A 17,749-nucleotide genomic window follows, 5' to 3' on the forward strand; every position below is an offset into this window, starting at 1 on the left:
TCCTCCACTGGACCGTGGCGTAGGGCTGGTTGCCCGGGCCGCGGTGACGGTGAGGTACGAAGCGAGCCGGGCCTTGGGGAGAGTCGCGGGCTCGATAGGTCCCATCGACATGGTCGATATCGGAAAGGAAGCTGGCCCAGCTTTTCACGCCGGCGTTTTGGCCCTAACCCTCGTATCGCGGCTCGTCGCGGTCGCGACATGCCCCAGACGGAGGTGCCACCGATGCAGGATGCGGAACACGGCCGGGGTCGGCCGGCCGATGATAACGATCTCGCCGAGATCGATCTTGGTCTGTTGCTGGCTCTGGAGGCTCTTCTGCGCGAGCGGAACGTGACGCGCGCGGCCTCCCGGCTCAATATCGGGCAGCCTGCGCTCTCGGCGCGGCTGAACCGGCTGCGGCAGATCTTTGCCGATCCGCTGTTCGTATCCGCCGCGAGCGGGCGCGGCGTCGTGCCGACGACGCGGGCGGTGGAGTTGCAGACGGCGCTTGCGGACGTGCTCGGCAAGCTTCGTCGCATGGTGGAGGGACCGGCCGTGTTCGACCCCGCCCGCAGCCAGCGCACCTTCGTCGTTGCCATCCACGAGAACCCGGCCGTGACGCTGGCGCCCGGCCTGGTCGCGCGCTTGACCGCGATGGCCGAGCGGGCGCGGCTCGCCCTCGTTCACCCCGCGCGCGATGTCGTGGATCAGCTCGAAAGGGGAGAGATCGACATCCTGGTGACGGGAGCCGACCGCGCACATGGCGAGCTGATGCAGCGGCCGCTGTTCGAGGACGGCTTCCTGTCCGCACAGCGCAAGGGTCATCCGCGCGGCAACGGCCCGCTCGATCTCGACAGCTTTTGCGCGCTTGACCATCTGCTGATTTCCGCCGATGGCGGCGGTTTCTCGGGCCTGGTCGACGACGCGCTGGCGGTGCTCGGCCGCTCCCGGCGCGTTGCCGTCTCGATCCAGACCTATGCGCTGGCGCCGGTCATCCTTGCGCACAGCGACTGCATCTGCACCCTTCCGCGGCGCTTCCTGATCCGCTTCGCCCACGAGCTCGATCTCACGCCACCGCCGCTCGATCTGCCGCCCGCTCGCATCGTCGCGCTGTGGCATCCGCGCAATCAGGAGGACAAGGGCCACGCCTGGCTTCGCGAGTGCTTATACCAGGCGGCTGCTGCTTGATCGCGATGGGCCCTCACGTCGGGACGAGCGGGCGCTGCTCAGGCTGTAAGTTCTGATTTCTGAAATGAGGTCGGCCAGCTTGCATTCGTCGGGTCCGGTATGCCGCCTGCCGCCTTCCTGAGCTGCGTGCCGAGATGGGCAGGTGTCTCGAAGTATTGCCGGATCGGCATTATCGCCGGCTTTCGTCCCTGCCCACGCTGACGATTGACAAGCGAATTATTACATGTCTAAAAATATGCAAATTCATATAATCCGTGAGATGCCTGAATGGACGTGCATCCGCTCAAGCTCAAGGTCAGGTCGTATGTCGCGGAGACGCCGTTCATACGGAGCCTTGTGTTTGGTGTGGAGGACGGCGTCGTGCCGCAATGGCAGGCAGGCGCGCATCTCCGCGTCGCGCTCCCGAATGGCGGAGACCGGCCGTACTCGCTGATGGCGTTGCCGGGACTTCCTGAAGATGCGCTGGCGCTTGGTGTCCTGCGCGAGGAGGCCTCGAGCGGCGGCTCGCAGTTCATGCACGCGCTCAAGGTCGGCGACGTCGTGAAGGCGAGCGCGCCGGTCAACAATTTTCGCCTGCACGAGGGAGCAGCGCCGGCGCTGCTGTTCGCCGGTGGCATCGGCATCACGCCCGTTCTGTCGATGGCGGCGGAGCTGGCGGCGCGGGGAAGCTCATATCGCCTGCACTATGCGGGGCGCACGCAAGGATTGCTGGCGTTCCTGCCGCAATTGCAGGAGATCTGCGCCGGAGGGCTGTCTGTCCACTACGACAGCGATGAATCCCGCCTCGACATTGCCGCGGCGCTCGGCGGTGCCGCAGCAAACGCCCACGTCTATGTCTGTGGCCCTTCGGGCATGATCGAGGCGGTGAAGGCGGCTGCGGCCGCCGCGGGTGTGTCAGCCGACCGCGTTCACTACGAGCTCTTCAAATCCGAGCAGCCGTCGTCGCCTGACCGGCCGTTCGAGGTCGAGATCAAGTCGACCGGGCAGGTCGTCGGCGTTGCGGCGGGGCAGACCATCATCGAGGCACTGGAGGCGGCCGGCTTCGACGTGCTCTACGATTGCCGGCGCGGCGATTGCGGCATCTGCCAGTGCGGCGTGATCGCGGGAGTCCCCGATCATCGCGACGTCATCCTCAGCGACGAGGAGAGAGCGTCCAACAAGGTCATGCAGATCTGCGTGTCACGTGCGAAGTCGGAACGTCTGGTGCTGGATCTCTAGGGGAGGCGAGGAACGCCATGAAAAGATACGGCGGGAATGCCCGCGCGATTGCGGCGCTGGTGCGCGAGGCCGAGGTGCATCGCGACGTCTATGTCGCCCCCGAGATCTTCGAGCTCGAGATGGAGCACCTGTTTCCCAACAGCTGGGTCTATGTCGGCCACGCGAGTCAACTTGCAAAACCCGGCGATTTCATCACGGCCAATATCGGCCGACAGCCGGTCATGGCCAGCCGCCATACCGACGGCTCCATCCATGTGTTCTACAATCGCTGCCCGCACAAAGGCGTGAAGATCGCGTCCGAACCCTGCGGCAACACCGGAAAGTTCTTCCGCTGCCCTTATCACGCCTGGTCTTTCAAGACTGACGGCTCCCTGCTCGCGATCCCGCTGAAGAAGGGCTACGAGGGCACCGGCTTCGGCGACACCCAGGCCAATGAAGGGTTGTCGAAGGTCAGGAACGTCGTCATTTACCGCGATTTCATCTTCGCTCGCTTGAGCGATGACGGCGTCTCCTTTGAGGATTATTTCGGCGAAAGTCTTTCGACCATTGACAACATGATCGACCGCTCGCCGGAGGGCAAGCTCGCGGTCCAGGCGACGCCGATCCGCTACATGCACACGTGCAATTGGAAGATGCTGGTCGAGAACCAGACCGACACTTGCCATCCGATGGTGGCGCATGAGAGCTCGGCCGGCACCGCGGTCAAGGTCTGGAAGCGCGAGCAGGGCGATTCCACGGAAACGCCGATGGCGGTGCAGCTCTACGGCCCCTTCATGAGCCCGTACGAGTTCTACGAGCAGAGCGGCATCCGGATCTGGCCGAACGGCCACGGCCACACCGGCGTCGCCAACTCCATCCATTCGAACTACTCTGATATCCCGGGCTATCTCGACCAGATGGTCGCGGCCTATGGCGAGCAGCGCGCGCATGAGATCCTTGGCGAGGTCAGGCACAACACCGTCTACTTCCCGAACATCATGGTGAAGGGCGCTGTCCAGATCCTGCGGAATTTCATCCCGATCGCGGTCGACAAGACGCTGGTCGAGAGCTGGGTCTATCGCCTGGTCGGCGCCCCCGACAAGCTTTACGAGCGCGCGTTGATGTACAACCGCTTCATCAACGCGCCGACCTCGATCGTCGGCCACGACGACCTCGAGATGTATGAGCGGGCGCAGGAAGGACTGAAGTCCAACGGCAATCAATGGGTCAATCTGCGGCGGCTCTACGACGGCCACGAAGAGCAGAACGTCACGGCGGTGATCAACGGCACGTCCGAGCGGCAGATGCGGAACCAGTTTCACGCCTGGGCGAAATTCATCACCATGGGCATGGGCGAGCGCATCGAGGCTGCGGAATGATCGGCGAGAAGACCATCACGGACTTCATCTATCGCGAGGCCGAGCTGCTCGACACGATGGAGTGGCAGGCCTGGCTCGATCTGTTTCACCCCGAAGGGCGTTACTGGATGCCGCTGGAATGGCAGCAGCAGGATCCGGTGCTGCAGCCGTCACTGATGTATGAGGATCTTTTGCTCCTGAAGGTGCGGGTCGAGCGGCTCGCCGGCGAGCGCACCTTCAGCCAGAAGCCGAAGAGCCGTTGCCATCATCTGCTCCAGGCACCGCGGATCGTCGCCTGCGATCCTGCTGCCGGATTGTTCAAGGCACGGACTTCCTACATCTACACCGAGACGCGCGGCGATATGCTGGAACGCTATTCGGGATGGGCCTCGCACGAGCTCGTGCAGGTCGGCGATGCCCTGAAGATCAAGCTCAAGCGGGTCGATCTCGTCAATTTCGATGCGCCGTTCGGCAACATCCAGCTTTTCATGTGAGACTGCCTTGACCGCGGCGACCACTGTCCATGCCCGTTTTCAAGAGACCGCGCTCCGCCGTGGCGAGGCGGGCTTCCTCAACGTGCTGCCGGAGACCGCAGGCATCTACGGCATTGCGGCGGGCGAGATTTCCTACCGCGCGATGCTCGACCGGGTCGAGCGCCGTCGCGTAGCGTTTGCGAGCCGCGGCTACGGCGAAGGCCACCGGGTCGGGCTGCTGCTCCAGAACAGGCCCGTCTTCATCGAGCTGTGGTTCGCGCTCAATGCGCTCGGCGTCTCGGTGGTGCCGATCAATCCGGACCTCCGTCTCAGCGAGCTCGAATACATCATCGGGCATTCCGAGATGAATGCCGCGTTCGTCCTCACCGAACGGCGCGAGGAGGTGGCGCTGGCCGCGCGTCAGGCCGGCCGGCCGATCCCTGTCGTGGACGATCAGGACGACGTTCCCGCGCCCTTCGGCGGTGCGCGGGCCCTCGACCTCGGCAAGCGAGGGAAGCGAATGCGCGCTGCTCTATACGTCGGGGACGACGGGCCAGCCCAAGGGCTGCGTCCTCACCAACACCTATTTCCTGCATTGCGGAAACTGGTATCGCGACGTCGGCGGGCTGATCGACCTCAAGCCAGACGGCGAGCGTATGATCACGCCGCTGCCGCTGTTCCACATGAACGCGATGGCGGTGTCTCTGATGGCGATGCTGTCGGTCGGCGGCTGCCTGACCATGCTCGATCGCTTCCACCCGCGCAGCTGGTGGGCCTCGGTGCGCGACAGCCGTGCCACCTGCCTGCATTATCTCGGCGTGATGCCCTCGATGCTGATGAGTGCGCCGCCATCGGAGCTGGACCGCGCGCACAGCGTGCGCTTCGGCTTCGGCGCCGGCGTCGACAAGCTGCTGCATGCCACGTTCGAGCAGCGCTTCGGCTTCCCGCTGCTGGAGGCCTGGGCGATGACCGAGACCGGCAGCGGCGGCGTCATCGCCGCCAATGTCGAGCCGCGCAAGATCGGCACCAGCTGTTTTGGTCGCCCGGCCCCCGAGATCGAGGTTCGGATCGTCGATGACGGCGGCAATGATGCCCCGCTCGATGTGCCCGGCGAGCTGTTGGTGCGGCGCGCCGGCGCTGATCCGCGCTACGGCTTCTTCCGCGAATATCTCAAGAACGAGGCTGCCACCATCGAGGCGTGGGCCGGCGGCTGGCTGCACACTGGCGATATCGTGTCGCGCGATGCGGACGGCGACCTGCACTTCGTCGATCGCAAGAAAAACGTGATCCGTCGCTCCGGCGAGAACATCGCCGCGGTCGAGGTCGAATCCGTTCTCAACCGCCATCCCGCGATCCGGCAGGCCGCGGTTGCGGCGACGCCGGATCAGGTGCGCGGCGACGAGGTTGCGGCGGTCATCATCGCTGAGAAGGCCGGCGCGGACCGCGCGCTCGCCGAAGAGATCGTGCGCTGGAGCCTTGAGCAGATGGCCTATTACAAGGCGCCGGGCTGGATCTGCTTCGCCGACAGCCTGCCGTTGACCGCGACCGAGAAGATCCAGCGCGGCGGGTTGAAGGATTTTGTCGGGAAGCTGATGCGCGAAGGCGCGTTCTTCGACCTGCGCGACCTCAAGAAGCGGCAAGTCTGATCAAGAAGGTCTGATCAAAGAAGGGTCTGATCATGAGCGAGATCCGCACCACCCTCATCACCGGCGGCAATTCGGGGATCGGCGAGGCCCTGGCGAAGAAGCTCGTCGCGCGCGGGCAGCGCGTGGTCTCGATCGGGCTGGAGCAGCCCGGCTGGACCCATGATCTGCTCGCGGCCTATCGCGCCGACCTCACCGATATCGAACAGACGCGTGCGATCGCGCAGGAGATCTGCCGCGATCACGCCGTCGACAGCCTGGTCCACAATGCCGGGGTCATCCTGCCGAACCTGCTGCCCGACGCCAAGCCGGAAGACATATTGATGCTCGCGCAGTTGCATCTGGGCGCGCCGATGCTCCTGACCCAGGCGGCGCTGGAAGGGATGCGTGCGCGCCGCTTCGGGCGCATCGTGTTCGTCTCTTCGCGCGCCGCGATGGGGGCAGTGACGCGCTCGGCCTATTCGGCCACCAAGGCCGGCGTGCACGGCATGGCAAGGACCTGGGCGCTGGAGCTTGCCGCGAGCGGCATCACCGTGAATGTCGTCGCGCCGGGGCCGATCCTGACCGATAATTTCTGGGGCATCATCCCGAAGGGCTCCGAGCAGCAGGAGCGGATGGCGCGCAACGTTCCGGTCGGGCGGCTCGGCTCGCGCGAGGATGTCGCACACGCAATCTCGTTCTTCCTCGACGAGCACTCCGATTTCGTCACCGGCCAGGTGCTCTATGTCTGCGGCGGCACCAGCCTCGTCGGCCTCGGGCCTTGACGCGCGCGCTCTAGATCTGGTTCTGGCGGATATTCTCGACCATCTTGGCCAGCACCCGTGCGCAGACCTCGATGTCGTCGGGCTCGATGCCCGCGACCAGCTTGTCGTAATTGTTCGCCATGATCGGCCAGATCTTGCGCAGCAGCGCTTCGCCCTCCGGCGTCAGGCCGACGACGCGGCGGCGCTGGTCCTCCTCGGCGATCTCGCGCTTGACGAGGCCCGACGACACCATGGACTCGACCATGCGGCTCGCCGTCGACTGCTCGGTCACCGCGAGAACGGCGACCTCGTTGACGGTAAGGGTCTTGTAGATGAACAGCACCGACAGCGTCCGGAACACGACGTTGTTGATGCCGTGCTCGCTCAAATCGCGGTTCTGATCCAGGTTCCAGCGATTGGCGAGCCGGTTGAACAGATACGGAATGTAGGTTTGCAGCTGGTCCCTCGTCCTCGGCGGACCCGACTTCCATCTGCTCTTGGATTCTCTGGCCATTATCTCTTGCGACTTTGCTTCTTGCTCTCGGTGTGAAGTTTCGAGGACAGCGATTTCAGCACGGACAACGCGGCGTCCAGCTCCCGGGCCGAGACGTTCTCGAGCCGTTTGGCGAGATGCTTCTTGTGGATTTCGGCCGCCTTCCGGAACAGCGCTTCGCCTTTCGGCGTCAGGCGCACGATGAAGGACCGCCGGTCCTCGCTCGACATCTCCCTGCTGATGAGGTCGTCGGCGAGAAGACGTTGTACCAGCCCCGAGACATTGCCGCCGGTCACCTTCAGATTTTGCGACAATTGCCCGAGCGCCAGGCCATCCTGGTAACGATCGAGCTGGGCCAGCACGTCGAATTTTGCCAGCGACAGGCCGAACTCCGAATTCAGCATCGAATTGAGCGAGGCGAACAGCTCACCGTGCAGCGACAGCAATTGGAGCCAGAGCCGGGTTTCGATCTGCCCAGGGACGGGAACAATGTTCTCCTTGAGTGCTGCCGGCATCGCATGACCATCGAGTACAGAATGTCTCGTCGAGTGAAGGGAATTACCGCGGGTCGTTCGCTCCGATTAACAACCTGAGAATCGTAGTCAAGCCGTCCGATCCTGACCTCCTGCGGGGCGAACGGCAATCCAAGCCTGTGTCCGGCGCCCGTGGAATCATGCGAAAGTCTTGATGGTCTGGATCACGCCGTCGAGCGCCGTTCCTGCGCTGTCCTTCAGCGCGGCCTCCCGCAGGCGGCGCGCCCAGTCGGCGGCATCCTCGCGGCGCTCCACCAGCTTGATCGCCGCGAGCGTCCTGTCGAATTTCGACAGCCCCCGGCTGTGAGTGTCTGAATAGCCTTTGACGAGGCGTCGGCATTGCAGGATCTCGACACCGAGCTGGTAATTGGTGCCGACAGCCTCGGTCGCGGCCTTGAGCCATGAATCCCGATGCGCCGTCTCGACGGCGTGACGCAGCGAGCGGCGGCGCAGGCCGCGCATCCCGCCGACGACATAGAGGGCCAGGAACCAGGGCAGCGAGTAGGTTCGCACCCGGCGTCCCCGGTTGACGCGGCGATCGAGCCAGCCGAGCAGGCGCGGCCGCGCGCCGAGCCAGCGGCCGAAGCCTGCCGGCAGCATGCCCATCACTTCCTCCATGCGGGGATGCATGAACTCGGTGGTCTGGAGCACCTGTCCGTTCGACATCTCGAGCTCGCTCTCGATGCGCGCGCGGCGGCCGGCGCGCGTCTTGAGGTCGGCGACGCGGATGACGTCGTCATAGGTCATGGCGTTGGCGAGGTACTTTGCCGCGGTTTCCGTGAAGGCATAGGCATGTGCGCCACCGCCGGCGTTTCGGTCGGCTGCGTGCAACCTCTTGAGGATGTCGAGATATTCGCCGCCATAGGCGATGTCCTGGAAGTCGATGACCTTCCGCAAGCCTGCACGAGCCATGCCGAGTGCAGGCTCGGACAACTCCTGATTCAATCTTGCGACAAGCTCACCGAGCTGCGGATCGGGCGTCGCCAAAGAGGGGGTATCGTCGGCCGGTTTGGTTGGCGCGGGCACCGCAACTTCGGTCGGGCCGGTCTTGACCCGCTCGAAGGCGGCCTCGAAAGTCTCGACGCTGGCCTTCGCGCCTTTGCCGCCGGTGCGGATGACGTCGAGATAGCTGTCGCGGCTGAACGGCAGCACGCCTGCGCCTGCGAGCGCGCCGAACATCGCGGCCGAGATGACGCTGCCATGCGCGATCGCCAGCGCGTTCAGATCGAAGATGATCTCGGTCTTCGCCGCAATGCCGATGGCGCCGGTCACGGCGCCGCCGTCGGCGATGCCGTTGCCTGGGGCGATCTTCTCGCCGATCGCGAACGACCGGTGGTTGGACGCGATCAGCGTGGTGCGATCCGGCGTCACGAGGCCACGCAGGATCGATCGCCCGGCCTCCATGAATTCGGCCGCCATCACCACGTCGACGTCGCCCGGGGTCGGCATCAGCGACAGGATCGGCTTGCGGCCGTCGAGCGGCGGCATCGCCTCGATATAGTAGATGGTGGCGCCGGTGCGCTGGGCGACGCCGGGCACCGAGGTGGACTGCGCGACCCAGCCATGGTTCTCGGCGAGCTGAACGATCCAGTCGGTCAGGACGCCGCCGCCCTGACCGCCCATCGCGACAATCGCGATCGAGATCGGCCGCTCGGTCGCTTCGCCTGCGGCGGGGAGGGCCAGCCGGACCGTCTCGTCCCTCATGCCAGTGCCTCGAGCGCCGGCCGCCGGCGGTCGCGCCGACGCTGCAGCCAGCCGATCACGCTCATGGCGAGCTTGGATTTGAACATGTCCCAGCGAGTCGGATTATGGATGACGTCGGCTCGATAGAACGAGGGGCAGAGCACGGCGGCCTCGGCGACTTCGCCGCAATTGCCGCAACCGACGCAGGAATTGTCGATCGCCGCGACCGGATCGTCGCGCAGGGGGTCGTCGAGCTGCTTCACCGACAGTGACGGGCAGCCGGAGAGGCGGATGCAGGCATGGTCGCCGGTGCAGACGTCTTCGTCGACGCCAAAGCGCTCCTTGACGATGCGCGTCCCGTCTTTGATCGCCTTGTTGATCTGCGGCTTCACGCGCCGCTGCTTGTTCAGCATGCATTCGGAGGAGGCGACGATGACCTTCGGGCCTTCCTCTTTCGTCGTCAGCGCTTCCTTCAGCGTGTCACGCATCTTACCGACGTCGTAGGTGCGGTCGAGCTGGCGCACCCACTGGCCGCCGATGCCCTTCACCGCCTGCACGATGGAATTGTTGGTCTTGCGGCGCTTGTTGACCGCGCGTGACGACAGGATGTCCTGACCGCCCGTCGCCGAGGTGTAGTAATTGTCGACGATGACGAACACGCCGTCATGCTTGTTGAACACGGCATTGCCGATGCCGCTGGTCAGTCCATTGTGCCAGAAGCCGCCGTCGCCCATCACCGCGATCGAGCGCTTGTCCGCCTTGACGTTGAAGGCCGAGGTCGAGGCCGGGCCGAGGCCGAAGCCCATCGTGGTCGCGCCGATGTTGAACGGCGGCAGGATCGAGAACAGATGGCAGCCGATGTCCGCGGAGACGTGGTGCTGGCCGAGCTCTTCCTCGACCAGCTTCATGGCGGCGAAGATCGGCCGTTCCGGACAGCCGGTGCAAAGCCCGGGCGGGCGCGCCGGCACCACCTGCTTGAGCTTCTCGACCGCGGGGTGATTGAGCACGGGCGCTGCGTCCGGCGCCGGCGGCCGGTTGCCGAGCAGCCGCGGCTCGGTCTTCTCCAGGAATTCCCTGACGCCGCCGAGCAGCACCTGCGCGGTGTAGTCGCCGCCCATCGGCAGCACGTCCTTGCCGTGAACGCGCGCCTGGATGTCTTTGCGGCGCAAGACCGTATTGATCGCCTGCTCCAGATATTCCGGCTGGCCTTCCTCGACGATGAGCACGGCGTCCTTGTCGAGGCAAAATTCCGCAACCTCAGTGTCGATCACGGGGTAGGTGACGTTCATGATGTAGAGCGGAATCTGGGTGTTGCCATAGGCATCCGACAGCCCGAGATATTGCAGCGCGCGGATCACGTTGTTGTACATGCCGCCCTGCATGATGATGCCGACCTTGCCCCGCTTCGGCCCCATCCATTCATTCAGCTTGTTGTCCCGAATGAATCCGACAGCCGCGGGCATCCGCGTCTTGATCTTCTCCTGCTCGTGCTCATAGGCCGCCGGGGGCAGCACGATGCGGTTGACGTCACGCTTGGGATTGTTGAGCGCGTCCCTGATGGTGTGCGCCGGCCTGACATTGTCCTTGCAGGCGAAGCTGCCGTGCATGTGGCAGGCGCGCACGCGCACCTCCAGCATGACCGGCGTGTTGGAGACCTCGGAGAGCTCGAAGCCCTTCTCGATCAGATTGACGATGCATTCATGCTCGGGGCGGGGATCGAGCAGCCACATCTGCGACTTCATCGCGAAGGCGTGGGTACGCTCCTGCATGATGGAGGAGCCTTCGCCATAGTCCTCGCCGACGATGATCATGGTGCCGCCGGTGACACCGCCCGAGGCGAGGTTGGCAAGAGCGTCGGAGGCGACGTTGGTACCGACGGTCGACTTCCACGCAACCGCGCCGCGCAAGGGATACATCACCGATGCGGACAGCATCGCCGCGGCGGCGGCTTCATTGGCCGAGCTCTGGAATACGACGCCGAGATCGTCGAGCACATCCTTGGCGTCGGCCAGCACGTCCATCAGATGCGAGATCGGCGAGCCCTGGTAGCCGCCGACATAGGCGACGCCCGATTGCAGCAGCGCCTTGGTGATGGCGAGGATGCCTTCGCCGCGGAACGTGTCGCCATCGCCGAGCCTGAGATCCTCGACCTCGCGAGCAAAAGACCGTTCAGCCATTGCACCCTCCAGAAATATGCGATAGCATACGTTTACATGTGAAGTAAGTCAACGCCGCGCCATGCTATCACGCTTGCGGATGCTCCCTCCGACAAGGCGGTGATGAGCCAGCGACAGGGTAGGGCTGATGCTGAAGCTGCCTCGCTTTAAAGCCGCCGCCGTCCAGGCTTCACCAGTCTATCTCAACGCGAGCGCGACCGCGGAGAAGGCGGCTTCACTGGTCCGTGAGGCCGCAGCCAATGGGGCGAAGCTCGTCGCGTTCCCCGAAGTGTTCGTTCCCGGCTATCCCTATTGGAACTGGATCACCGATCCCGTTACCGGCAGTGCATGGTTTGAGAAGCTCGCCAAGGCGTCGGTGCTGGTGCCGGGGCCGGAGGTCGACGTCGTCCGCAAGGCCGCGCGCGATACGGGATGCCACGTCGTGCTCGGCGTGAACGAGCGCAGCCCGGTCTCGCTCGGCGCGATCTACAATACGCTGGTATTCATCGGGCCTGACGGCGCCTTACTCGGCAAGCATCGCAAGCTGGTGCCGACCTGGGCAGAGAAGCTGACCTGGACCGGCGGTGACGGATCGAGCCTGCGCGTCTATGATACCGAGATCGGGCGTCTCGGAGGCCTGGCCTGCGGCGAGAACACCAACACGCTGGCTCGCTTTGCGCTGCTCGGGCAGGGCGAGCTCGTGCACGTCGCCAGCTACATCTCGCTTCCGGTCGCGCCCCCCGACTATGACATGGCGGAGGCGATCAAATTGCGCGCGATTGCCCACTCCTTCGAGGGTAAGATCTTCACGATCGTTTCCTGCTCGACCGTGTCGGAGGAGATCATCGCGGCGATGGAGACCGTCGTTCCCGACGCACGCGCACGTCTGCAACGGAAGTCGAGCGCATTCTCCGGCATCATCGGCCCGGACGGGCGCGTGGTCGGCGATCCCCTGATCGACGATGAAGGCATCGTCTATGCCGACATCGACCTCGAGCGCTGTATCCAGCCGAAGCAGATGCACGACATCGTCGGGCACTATAACCGGTTCGACATTTTCGATCTGCGGGTCAACCGGCGTCCCCTGACGCCGCTGGGCCTCGCGGACAGCGAGGGCGATGCCGCGGAGCAGGGTTTTGTGCCGATCCCGCTGAGATCGGAATGATGATGAGATTGGGCCCGGCTGCCAACCGCAAAGAAGGTGCGCTCCCTCCCCCGCTTGCGGGGGAGGGTTGGGGAGAGGGTGTCTCCGCGTCGGGGTTGTCGAGCATTGCGGAGGATGCCCCTGCGCGGCGAGAGCCCTCACCCGCCGCGCTCTGCGAGCGCGTCGGCCTCTCCCGCAAGCGGGAGAGGCGAAGCACTCCCGCGGCCCGATCAACTCGACCCAGATTCATCATGCGCTAGGCGACGCCACGACACAGGACTTGGAGGATAGGATGCGCGAGAACGTGATCGGCCGGGCCAATGTCGAGGACACCCCCGAGCTCGAGGCCTATTACAAGGATCTCGAAAGGTACGAAGCCGGAGCGCTCTGGACGGTCGCCAACAAGATCGAGCCGTGGGCGCCGCAATCGGCCTCGGTTCCCGTGCTCTGGCGCTACAAGGATCTGCGCGAGCACGTGCTGCGCTCGGTCGAGCTGGTCTCGCCCGAGAAAGCCGGCCGGCGGGTGATCTATCTCAACAATCCCGGGCGGCGCGACGTGTCGGCCGCGGTCGGCTGGCTCTATTCCGGATTGCAGGTGATGCATCCCGGCGAGGTCGCCACGGCCCATGCCCACTCTGCCTCGGCGCTACGCTTCATCATGGAGGGCGCGGGCGCCTATACCATCGTCGACGGTCACAAGATGACGCTGGGCGCGCGGGATTTCGTGCTGACGCCGAACGGCACCTGGCACGAGCATGGCGTCGAAGGCAACGGCTCGGTCTGCATCTGGCAGGACGGCTTGGACATCCCTCTCGTCAACGCGCTGGAAGCCAATTTCTTCGTCGTGCATCCGAACATCCAGCAGGAGCCGTCCGGCTATCCCGTGGACGACATGACCCGGACCTGGGGCAATCCCGGTCTGCGGCCGGCGGACTCGCGCTGGTCGAAGGGTTATTCGCCGATGTTCAAATATGAGTGGGAGCCGACCTATGAGTCCTTGCAGAAATATGCGGTCGCGACCGATGGCTCGCCCTATGACGGCATCCTCATGAACTACGTCAACCCGGTCACCGGCGGGCACGTGATGCAGACGATCGGTGCCAGCATGCAGCTGCTGCGCCCCGGCGAGAAGACCAAGTCGCATCGGCACACCGGCAGCTTCATCTACCAGGTCGCCAAGGGGCGCGGCTATTCGATCATCGGCGGCAAGCGGCTCGAATGGGAGGAGCGCGACATCTTCTGCGTTCCGTCCTGGGCCTGGCACGAGCACGGCAATGCCTCAGCGAGCGAGGATGCCTGCCTGTTCTGCTTCAACGACCTGCCCGTCATCGAAGGCCTCGGGCTCTATCGGGAAGAGGCCTATGGCGACAATGGCGGTTACCAGTCGGTTGCGGCCTGACATGCCCTTGCAGAATTCAACCAGAACAGCCGGATAGAAGCTTTCATGCGTCTCGTCACCTACACCTTGGGCTCCAGCGGTGCCCGTCTTGGAGCCCTGGTCAATGGACTGGTCGTCGATGTCGAGCACCTTGGTGCGTCCAGCGGCGTGACATGGCCGGGTGACATGCTGTCGTTCATCGACAACAGCGTGACCCTGCTGCCAGCGCTCAGGGATGCACTGGCGGACGCCAACGGCCGCTTCCCGGCCGGCTCGGCGGTCGCGGTCGAGGATGTCAAGCTGCAGGCGCCGATCCCGCGGCCGCGGAAAAACATCTTCGGCATCGGGCTGAACTACCGGGCGCATGTGGCGGAATCCGCCAAGAGCCTGGATACGGACAAGGACCTGCCGAAGCAGCCGGTCGTCTTCTCCAAGCCGCCGACCTCCGTGATCGGCCCGGGCGCGGCGATCCAGCACAATGCGAAGATGACGCAGCAGCTCGACTGGGAAGTCGAGCTCGCCGTCATCATCGGCAAGACCGCAACGCGCATCACGACCGACAGGGCGATGGACCACGTCTTCGGTTATTCGGTGATGATCGACATTTCCGCGCGCGACAATCGCCGCGCCGGACAGTGGATTTTCTCCAAGGGCATGGACACTTATGCGCCGTTCGGCCCGTGCATCGTGACCGCGGACGAAATTCCTGATCCACACGATCTGCGGCTGTGGCTGACCAAGAACGGGGTCATGAAGCAGGACTCCAACACCAAATACATGATCTTCGACATTCCGGTGCTGATAGCGGACATTTCGTCGGGCATGACGCTCGAGCCGGGCGACATCATCGCCACGGGTACGCCTGAAGGCGTCGGCGCCGGCATGAGCCCGCAGGAATGGCTTTGGCCGGGCGACGTGGTCGAGGCCGGCGTCGACGGCGTCGGCGTCATCCGCCACCCCGTTGTTGCGATCTGATGACGAGTTTTTCGTTCGATCGCGTGCTCAGGTTCGGAGACTGCGATCCCTCGGGGATCGCGTACTTCCCGTCCTATCTGAACATTCTCAATGGCGTCGTCGAAGATTTCTGGGCGCGGATCGGCTTTCCATGGCCGGAGCTGATCACAGTCCGGAAGATCGGAACGCCCACGGTGCACCTTGATTGCGATTTCTCCCGGCCGTCGATGTTCGGCGATCTCCTGACATTCAACCTGCGCATCATCAGGGTCGGTGGGTCATCTCTCCATCTCGAGCATGTCATTTCCGGCGCGAATGGCCCGCGCTGGCGCGCGCGCCAGATCCTTGCTGCGACCTCGCTGATCGATCATCATGCGATCCCATGGCCCGATGACATTCGCCTCGCACTGATGGCGCATGTGAGTGTGGGCGAGGGGACCGAGGCAACGCCCGCGTGATCTCGCTGTTCATGACATTCTCCGATTCCACGGGCGAACGGCGAGTTCGTCCCGATGAGGTTACCTCTGTGGCGGAGCGCGTCGGATCGATCCCAGGCATGACCGAGGCCCTGCTGTTCGCGCCGCTCGAACAGTCGGTCGACCATCCTTACAAGGCCGACGGCGCCGGCCCCGCCTTTGCGCTGCAACTCCGGTTTCCCGACCTGTTTGCCTGCGAGGCGGCAATGGACCGCGGCGGCGTCCTCGCCAGCCTCGCGACAGGGGCCGGGCTATCCGGCCTCGCCGGACTCCATGTCGCACACCAGGTGATGCTGACGCGCCCGTTTCCGGTCGATGTCGCAGAGCATCCGGCGGGAACGACGACCCCGTGCAGTTACCTCGTGCACTATCCCGGCCCGGCCGAGGATATGAACGCCTGGAACCTGCATTATCTGGAGCACCACCCGTCGATCATGCGGACCTTCCCGAACGTTCGCCAAATCGAGATCTACACCCGCATCGACTGGGTCGACCGGCTACCGTCGCGGCGCGTCGAGCACATGCAACGCAACAAGCTGGTGTTCGACAGCCCGCAAGCCCTCGCGCACGCACTCGGCTCCGACGTGATCAAGCACATGCGTGCCGACTTCGTGAAATTCCCGCCATTCGCAGGCGGCAACAAGCATTTTCCGATGCTGACCAGGGTGGTGGCGGCGAGGTCCTCGGCCGTGTACCCATAACCCGGCGGCGTGATGCGGTCAAAAGCAACGTCTGCTTTGCTCCTATAGCGACCGAGTTCGTGCGGCGGCGCAGTATGTCGCGATGGGCCCAAAGCGCATAGCGCGGTCGGTGTTTGTTTTTTCGCGCGCTGGAATTGGAGGCATCGACCATTTGGGGCCGTTCCAATCGATGCGCAGCCGACAATATGGGCGAGGGCATCGAACCGGGTTCGCTCGCGAATGGCATAAGAGGGCTGGCAACACGCGACAATTATAGTAGCGTTGTTGCAAGAAGAAGCGCACGGCGGCTGAAACCGGGCGCAACAATAAAACAGGGAGGATTTTCAATGCAGTTTCTCAAGGCTGCGGTTGCGGCCGGGCTTGTAGTTGCGGCCTTTACGGGCACCTCGCTTGCGCAGAACAAGCCGTCGGAGCTCAAAATCGGCATCACGACGTTCCTGTCGGGCCCCGCGTCAGTCTTTGGTGTGCCGGCGAAGGCCGCGGCGGAGATGATCGCGGAGGACCTCAACAAGAAGGGCGGCATCGGCGGCGTGCCGGTCAAGCTCTCCTTCATCGACGAAGGCGCGGGAGGCGAAGCGCTCGTCTCGAACTACCGACGCGTTGTGCAGGACGAAAAGGTCGATGCCACGTTTGCTTCGATCTCGTCGGGCAGCTGCACCCAGTTGGTGCCCGTCGCCGAAGACCTCAAAGTCATGAATTTCATGTGGGACTGCGGTGCGGCCTCCATCCTCGAAACCAAGAAGTACCGGTACAATTTCCGGACTCAGGCGAACGGCACGCCGGAAATGCTGGCCGTGCTCCTTTACCTGCTCAAGACCAAGCCCGATTTTAAGACGATCGCGGTGGTCAATCAGGATTATGCATGGGGTCGGGAGAGCTGGGAGATCTTTTCGACCGCGCTTAAGGCGATGAAGCCGGACGTGCAAGTCGTCGCGGAGCTCTTCCCGAAGTTCGGCGCACCGGACTACTCCACTGAAGTCTCCCGTCTGTTGGCGCTGCGGCCGGATGTGGTTCTGACCACGTCTTGGGGCGGAGATCTCGACACGCTGGTCCGCCAGGCCGGTCAACGCGGCCTGTTGCAGCAGTCGACCTTCGTGCTCGGGATCGGCGAATCATCGATCCAGCGGTTGGGCAAGGACTTGCCCGAAGGCCTGATCGTCGGCGCGCGCGGAGACCACTGGTTCCTGCATCCCGAGAAGAAGAACGACGCGGCCTTCAAGGCGTTTAATGAAGCCTTCAAGGCGAAGACCGGTGCATGGCCGATCTATCCGGTCTATCACATGGCGCAGGCATTCAAGGCTCTGCAGACCGCCTACGACAAGGCGATCAAGTCCAACGGCGGCAACTGGCCCACGCGCGAACAGGTCGTCGACGCGACGGCGGGTATTGAGTTCGCCACCGGCTTCGGCCGTCCGATTACGCTGCGGCCCGAGGACAACCAGGGTCTCGAAGCTCAGCTGGTCGGCGTCACCAAGTCCGTTCCGGGGTACGACTTCAAGCTGCTCGACAACATGATGATCTTCGATCCGAAGATGATCACCAACCCGGCGGGCGTACGGTCGGTTGAGTGGCTCAAGACGCTCAAGCCGGACTTCGTCAAGATGGACGTGCCGACCTTCAAAGCTCAGTAACGGCACGCTCGACTTTTGA

15 protein-coding genes and 1 pseudogene are annotated in these 17,749 nt (G+C 64.1%); 12 read left to right on the top strand and 4 right to left on the bottom strand.

Annotation, left to right across the window (positions count from 1 at the left end; translation table 11 throughout):
- Positions 1–222: 222 nt before the first annotated feature.
- The 6 genes and pseudogenes from ACVWYQ_RS00485 to ACVWYQ_RS00510 all read left to right on the top strand — a co-directional run bounded on the left by ACVWYQ_RS00485 (position 223) and on the right by ACVWYQ_RS00510 (position 6,602).
- The gene (locus ACVWYQ_RS00485) at positions 223–1,167 is read left to right on the top strand and encodes a LysR family transcriptional regulator (RefSeq protein WP_271540774.1); all 945 of its coding nucleotides are present in this window, start codon (positions 223–225) and stop codon (positions 1,165–1,167) included.
- A 267-nt stretch (positions 1,168–1,434) separates the two neighbouring features.
- Positions 1,435–2,385: a PDR/VanB family oxidoreductase gene (locus ACVWYQ_RS00490; protein ID WP_404541912.1), complete on the top strand. Its 951-nt coding sequence runs from the start codon at positions 1,435–1,437 to the stop codon at positions 2,383–2,385.
- Between the two features lie 17 nt (positions 2,386–2,402).
- Positions 2,403–3,743: a Rieske 2Fe-2S domain-containing protein gene (locus ACVWYQ_RS00495; RefSeq protein ID WP_404541908.1), complete on the top strand. Its 1,341-nt coding sequence runs from the start codon at positions 2,403–2,405 to the stop codon at positions 3,741–3,743.
- Positions 3,740–4,216 carry an aromatic-ring-hydroxylating dioxygenase subunit beta gene (locus tag ACVWYQ_RS00500; RefSeq protein WP_404541907.1) on the top strand — a complete coding sequence of 159 codons (477 nt, stop codon included), beginning with the start codon at positions 3,740–3,742 and terminating at the stop codon, positions 4,214–4,216. Before ACVWYQ_RS00495 ends, ACVWYQ_RS00500 begins: the two co-directional genes overlap by 4 nt.
- Positions 4,182–5,841: pseudogene (locus tag ACVWYQ_RS00505) on the top strand (ATP-dependent acyl-CoA ligase). The gene ACVWYQ_RS00500 and the pseudogene ACVWYQ_RS00505 overlap by 35 nt, the downstream one beginning before the upstream one ends.
- 32 nt (positions 5,842–5,873) lie before the next feature.
- Positions 5,874–6,602: an SDR family NAD(P)-dependent oxidoreductase gene (locus tag ACVWYQ_RS00510; RefSeq protein WP_271540769.1), complete on the top strand. Its 729-nt coding sequence runs from the start codon at positions 5,874–5,876 to the stop codon at positions 6,600–6,602.
- A gap of 10 nt (positions 6,603–6,612) precedes the next feature.
- Here the strand turns inward: ACVWYQ_RS00510 and ACVWYQ_RS00515 are convergent, their stop codons facing one another.
- The 4 genes from ACVWYQ_RS00515 to ACVWYQ_RS00530 form a co-directional block, all read right to left on the bottom strand.
- Positions 6,613–7,095, bottom strand: coding sequence for a MarR family winged helix-turn-helix transcriptional regulator (locus tag ACVWYQ_RS00515; RefSeq protein WP_036013385.1), 483 nt, complete (start codon positions 7,093–7,095; stop codon positions 6,613–6,615).
- Positions 7,095–7,589 carry a MarR family winged helix-turn-helix transcriptional regulator gene (locus ACVWYQ_RS00520; protein ID WP_404652274.1) on the bottom strand — a complete coding sequence of 165 codons (495 nt, stop codon included), beginning with the start codon at positions 7,587–7,589 and terminating at the stop codon, positions 7,095–7,097. Before ACVWYQ_RS00520 ends, ACVWYQ_RS00515 begins: the two co-directional genes overlap by 1 nt.
- A 156-nt stretch (positions 7,590–7,745) precedes the next feature.
- Positions 7,746–9,311, bottom strand: a complete 1,566-nt coding sequence (locus ACVWYQ_RS00525; protein WP_404541902.1) for an indolepyruvate oxidoreductase subunit beta family protein — start codon at positions 9,309–9,311, stop codon at positions 7,746–7,748.
- Positions 9,308–11,467 carry a thiamine pyrophosphate-dependent enzyme gene (locus tag ACVWYQ_RS00530; RefSeq protein WP_404541900.1) on the bottom strand — a complete coding sequence of 720 codons (2,160 nt, stop codon included), beginning with the start codon at positions 11,465–11,467 and terminating at the stop codon, positions 9,308–9,310. The genes ACVWYQ_RS00525 and ACVWYQ_RS00530 overlap by 4 nt, the downstream gene beginning before the upstream one ends.
- A 127-nt stretch (positions 11,468–11,594) precedes the next feature.
- Between ACVWYQ_RS00530 and ACVWYQ_RS00535 the strand changes: the two genes are divergently transcribed.
- From ACVWYQ_RS00535 to ACVWYQ_RS00560, 6 genes are all read left to right on the top strand, one after another.
- On the top strand, positions 11,595–12,611 hold the full coding sequence (locus ACVWYQ_RS00535) for a carbon-nitrogen hydrolase family protein (protein ID WP_271540765.1): 1,017 nt from the start codon (positions 11,595–11,597) through the stop codon (positions 12,609–12,611).
- Between the two features lie 271 nt (positions 12,612–12,882).
- On the top strand, positions 12,883–13,989 hold the full coding sequence (locus tag ACVWYQ_RS00540) for a cupin domain-containing protein (protein ID WP_404541897.1): 1,107 nt from the start codon (positions 12,883–12,885) through the stop codon (positions 13,987–13,989).
- 45 nt (positions 13,990–14,034) lie between these two features.
- Complete coding sequence (locus ACVWYQ_RS00545) at positions 14,035–14,943, top strand: fumarylacetoacetate hydrolase family protein (RefSeq protein ID WP_404541894.1); 909 nt, start codon at positions 14,035–14,037, stop codon at positions 14,941–14,943.
- Complete coding sequence (locus tag ACVWYQ_RS00550) at positions 14,943–15,380, top strand: acyl-CoA thioesterase (RefSeq protein ID WP_404541891.1); 438 nt, start codon at positions 14,943–14,945, stop codon at positions 15,378–15,380. Before ACVWYQ_RS00545 ends, ACVWYQ_RS00550 begins: the two co-directional genes overlap by 1 nt.
- Before the next feature lie 98 nt (positions 15,381–15,478).
- Positions 15,479–16,099: a hypothetical protein gene (locus tag ACVWYQ_RS00555; RefSeq protein WP_404541889.1), complete on the top strand. Its 621-nt coding sequence runs from the start codon at positions 15,479–15,481 to the stop codon at positions 16,097–16,099.
- A 326-nt stretch (positions 16,100–16,425) separates the two neighbouring features.
- The gene (locus tag ACVWYQ_RS00560) at positions 16,426–17,730 is read left to right on the top strand and encodes an ABC transporter substrate-binding protein (RefSeq protein ID WP_157282381.1); all 1,305 of its coding nucleotides are present in this window, start codon (positions 16,426–16,428) and stop codon (positions 17,728–17,730) included.
- Positions 17,731–17,749 lie beyond the last annotated feature (19 nt).

The sequence above is a fragment of the Bradyrhizobium sp. USDA 3397 genome (genome assembly GCF_054060965.1).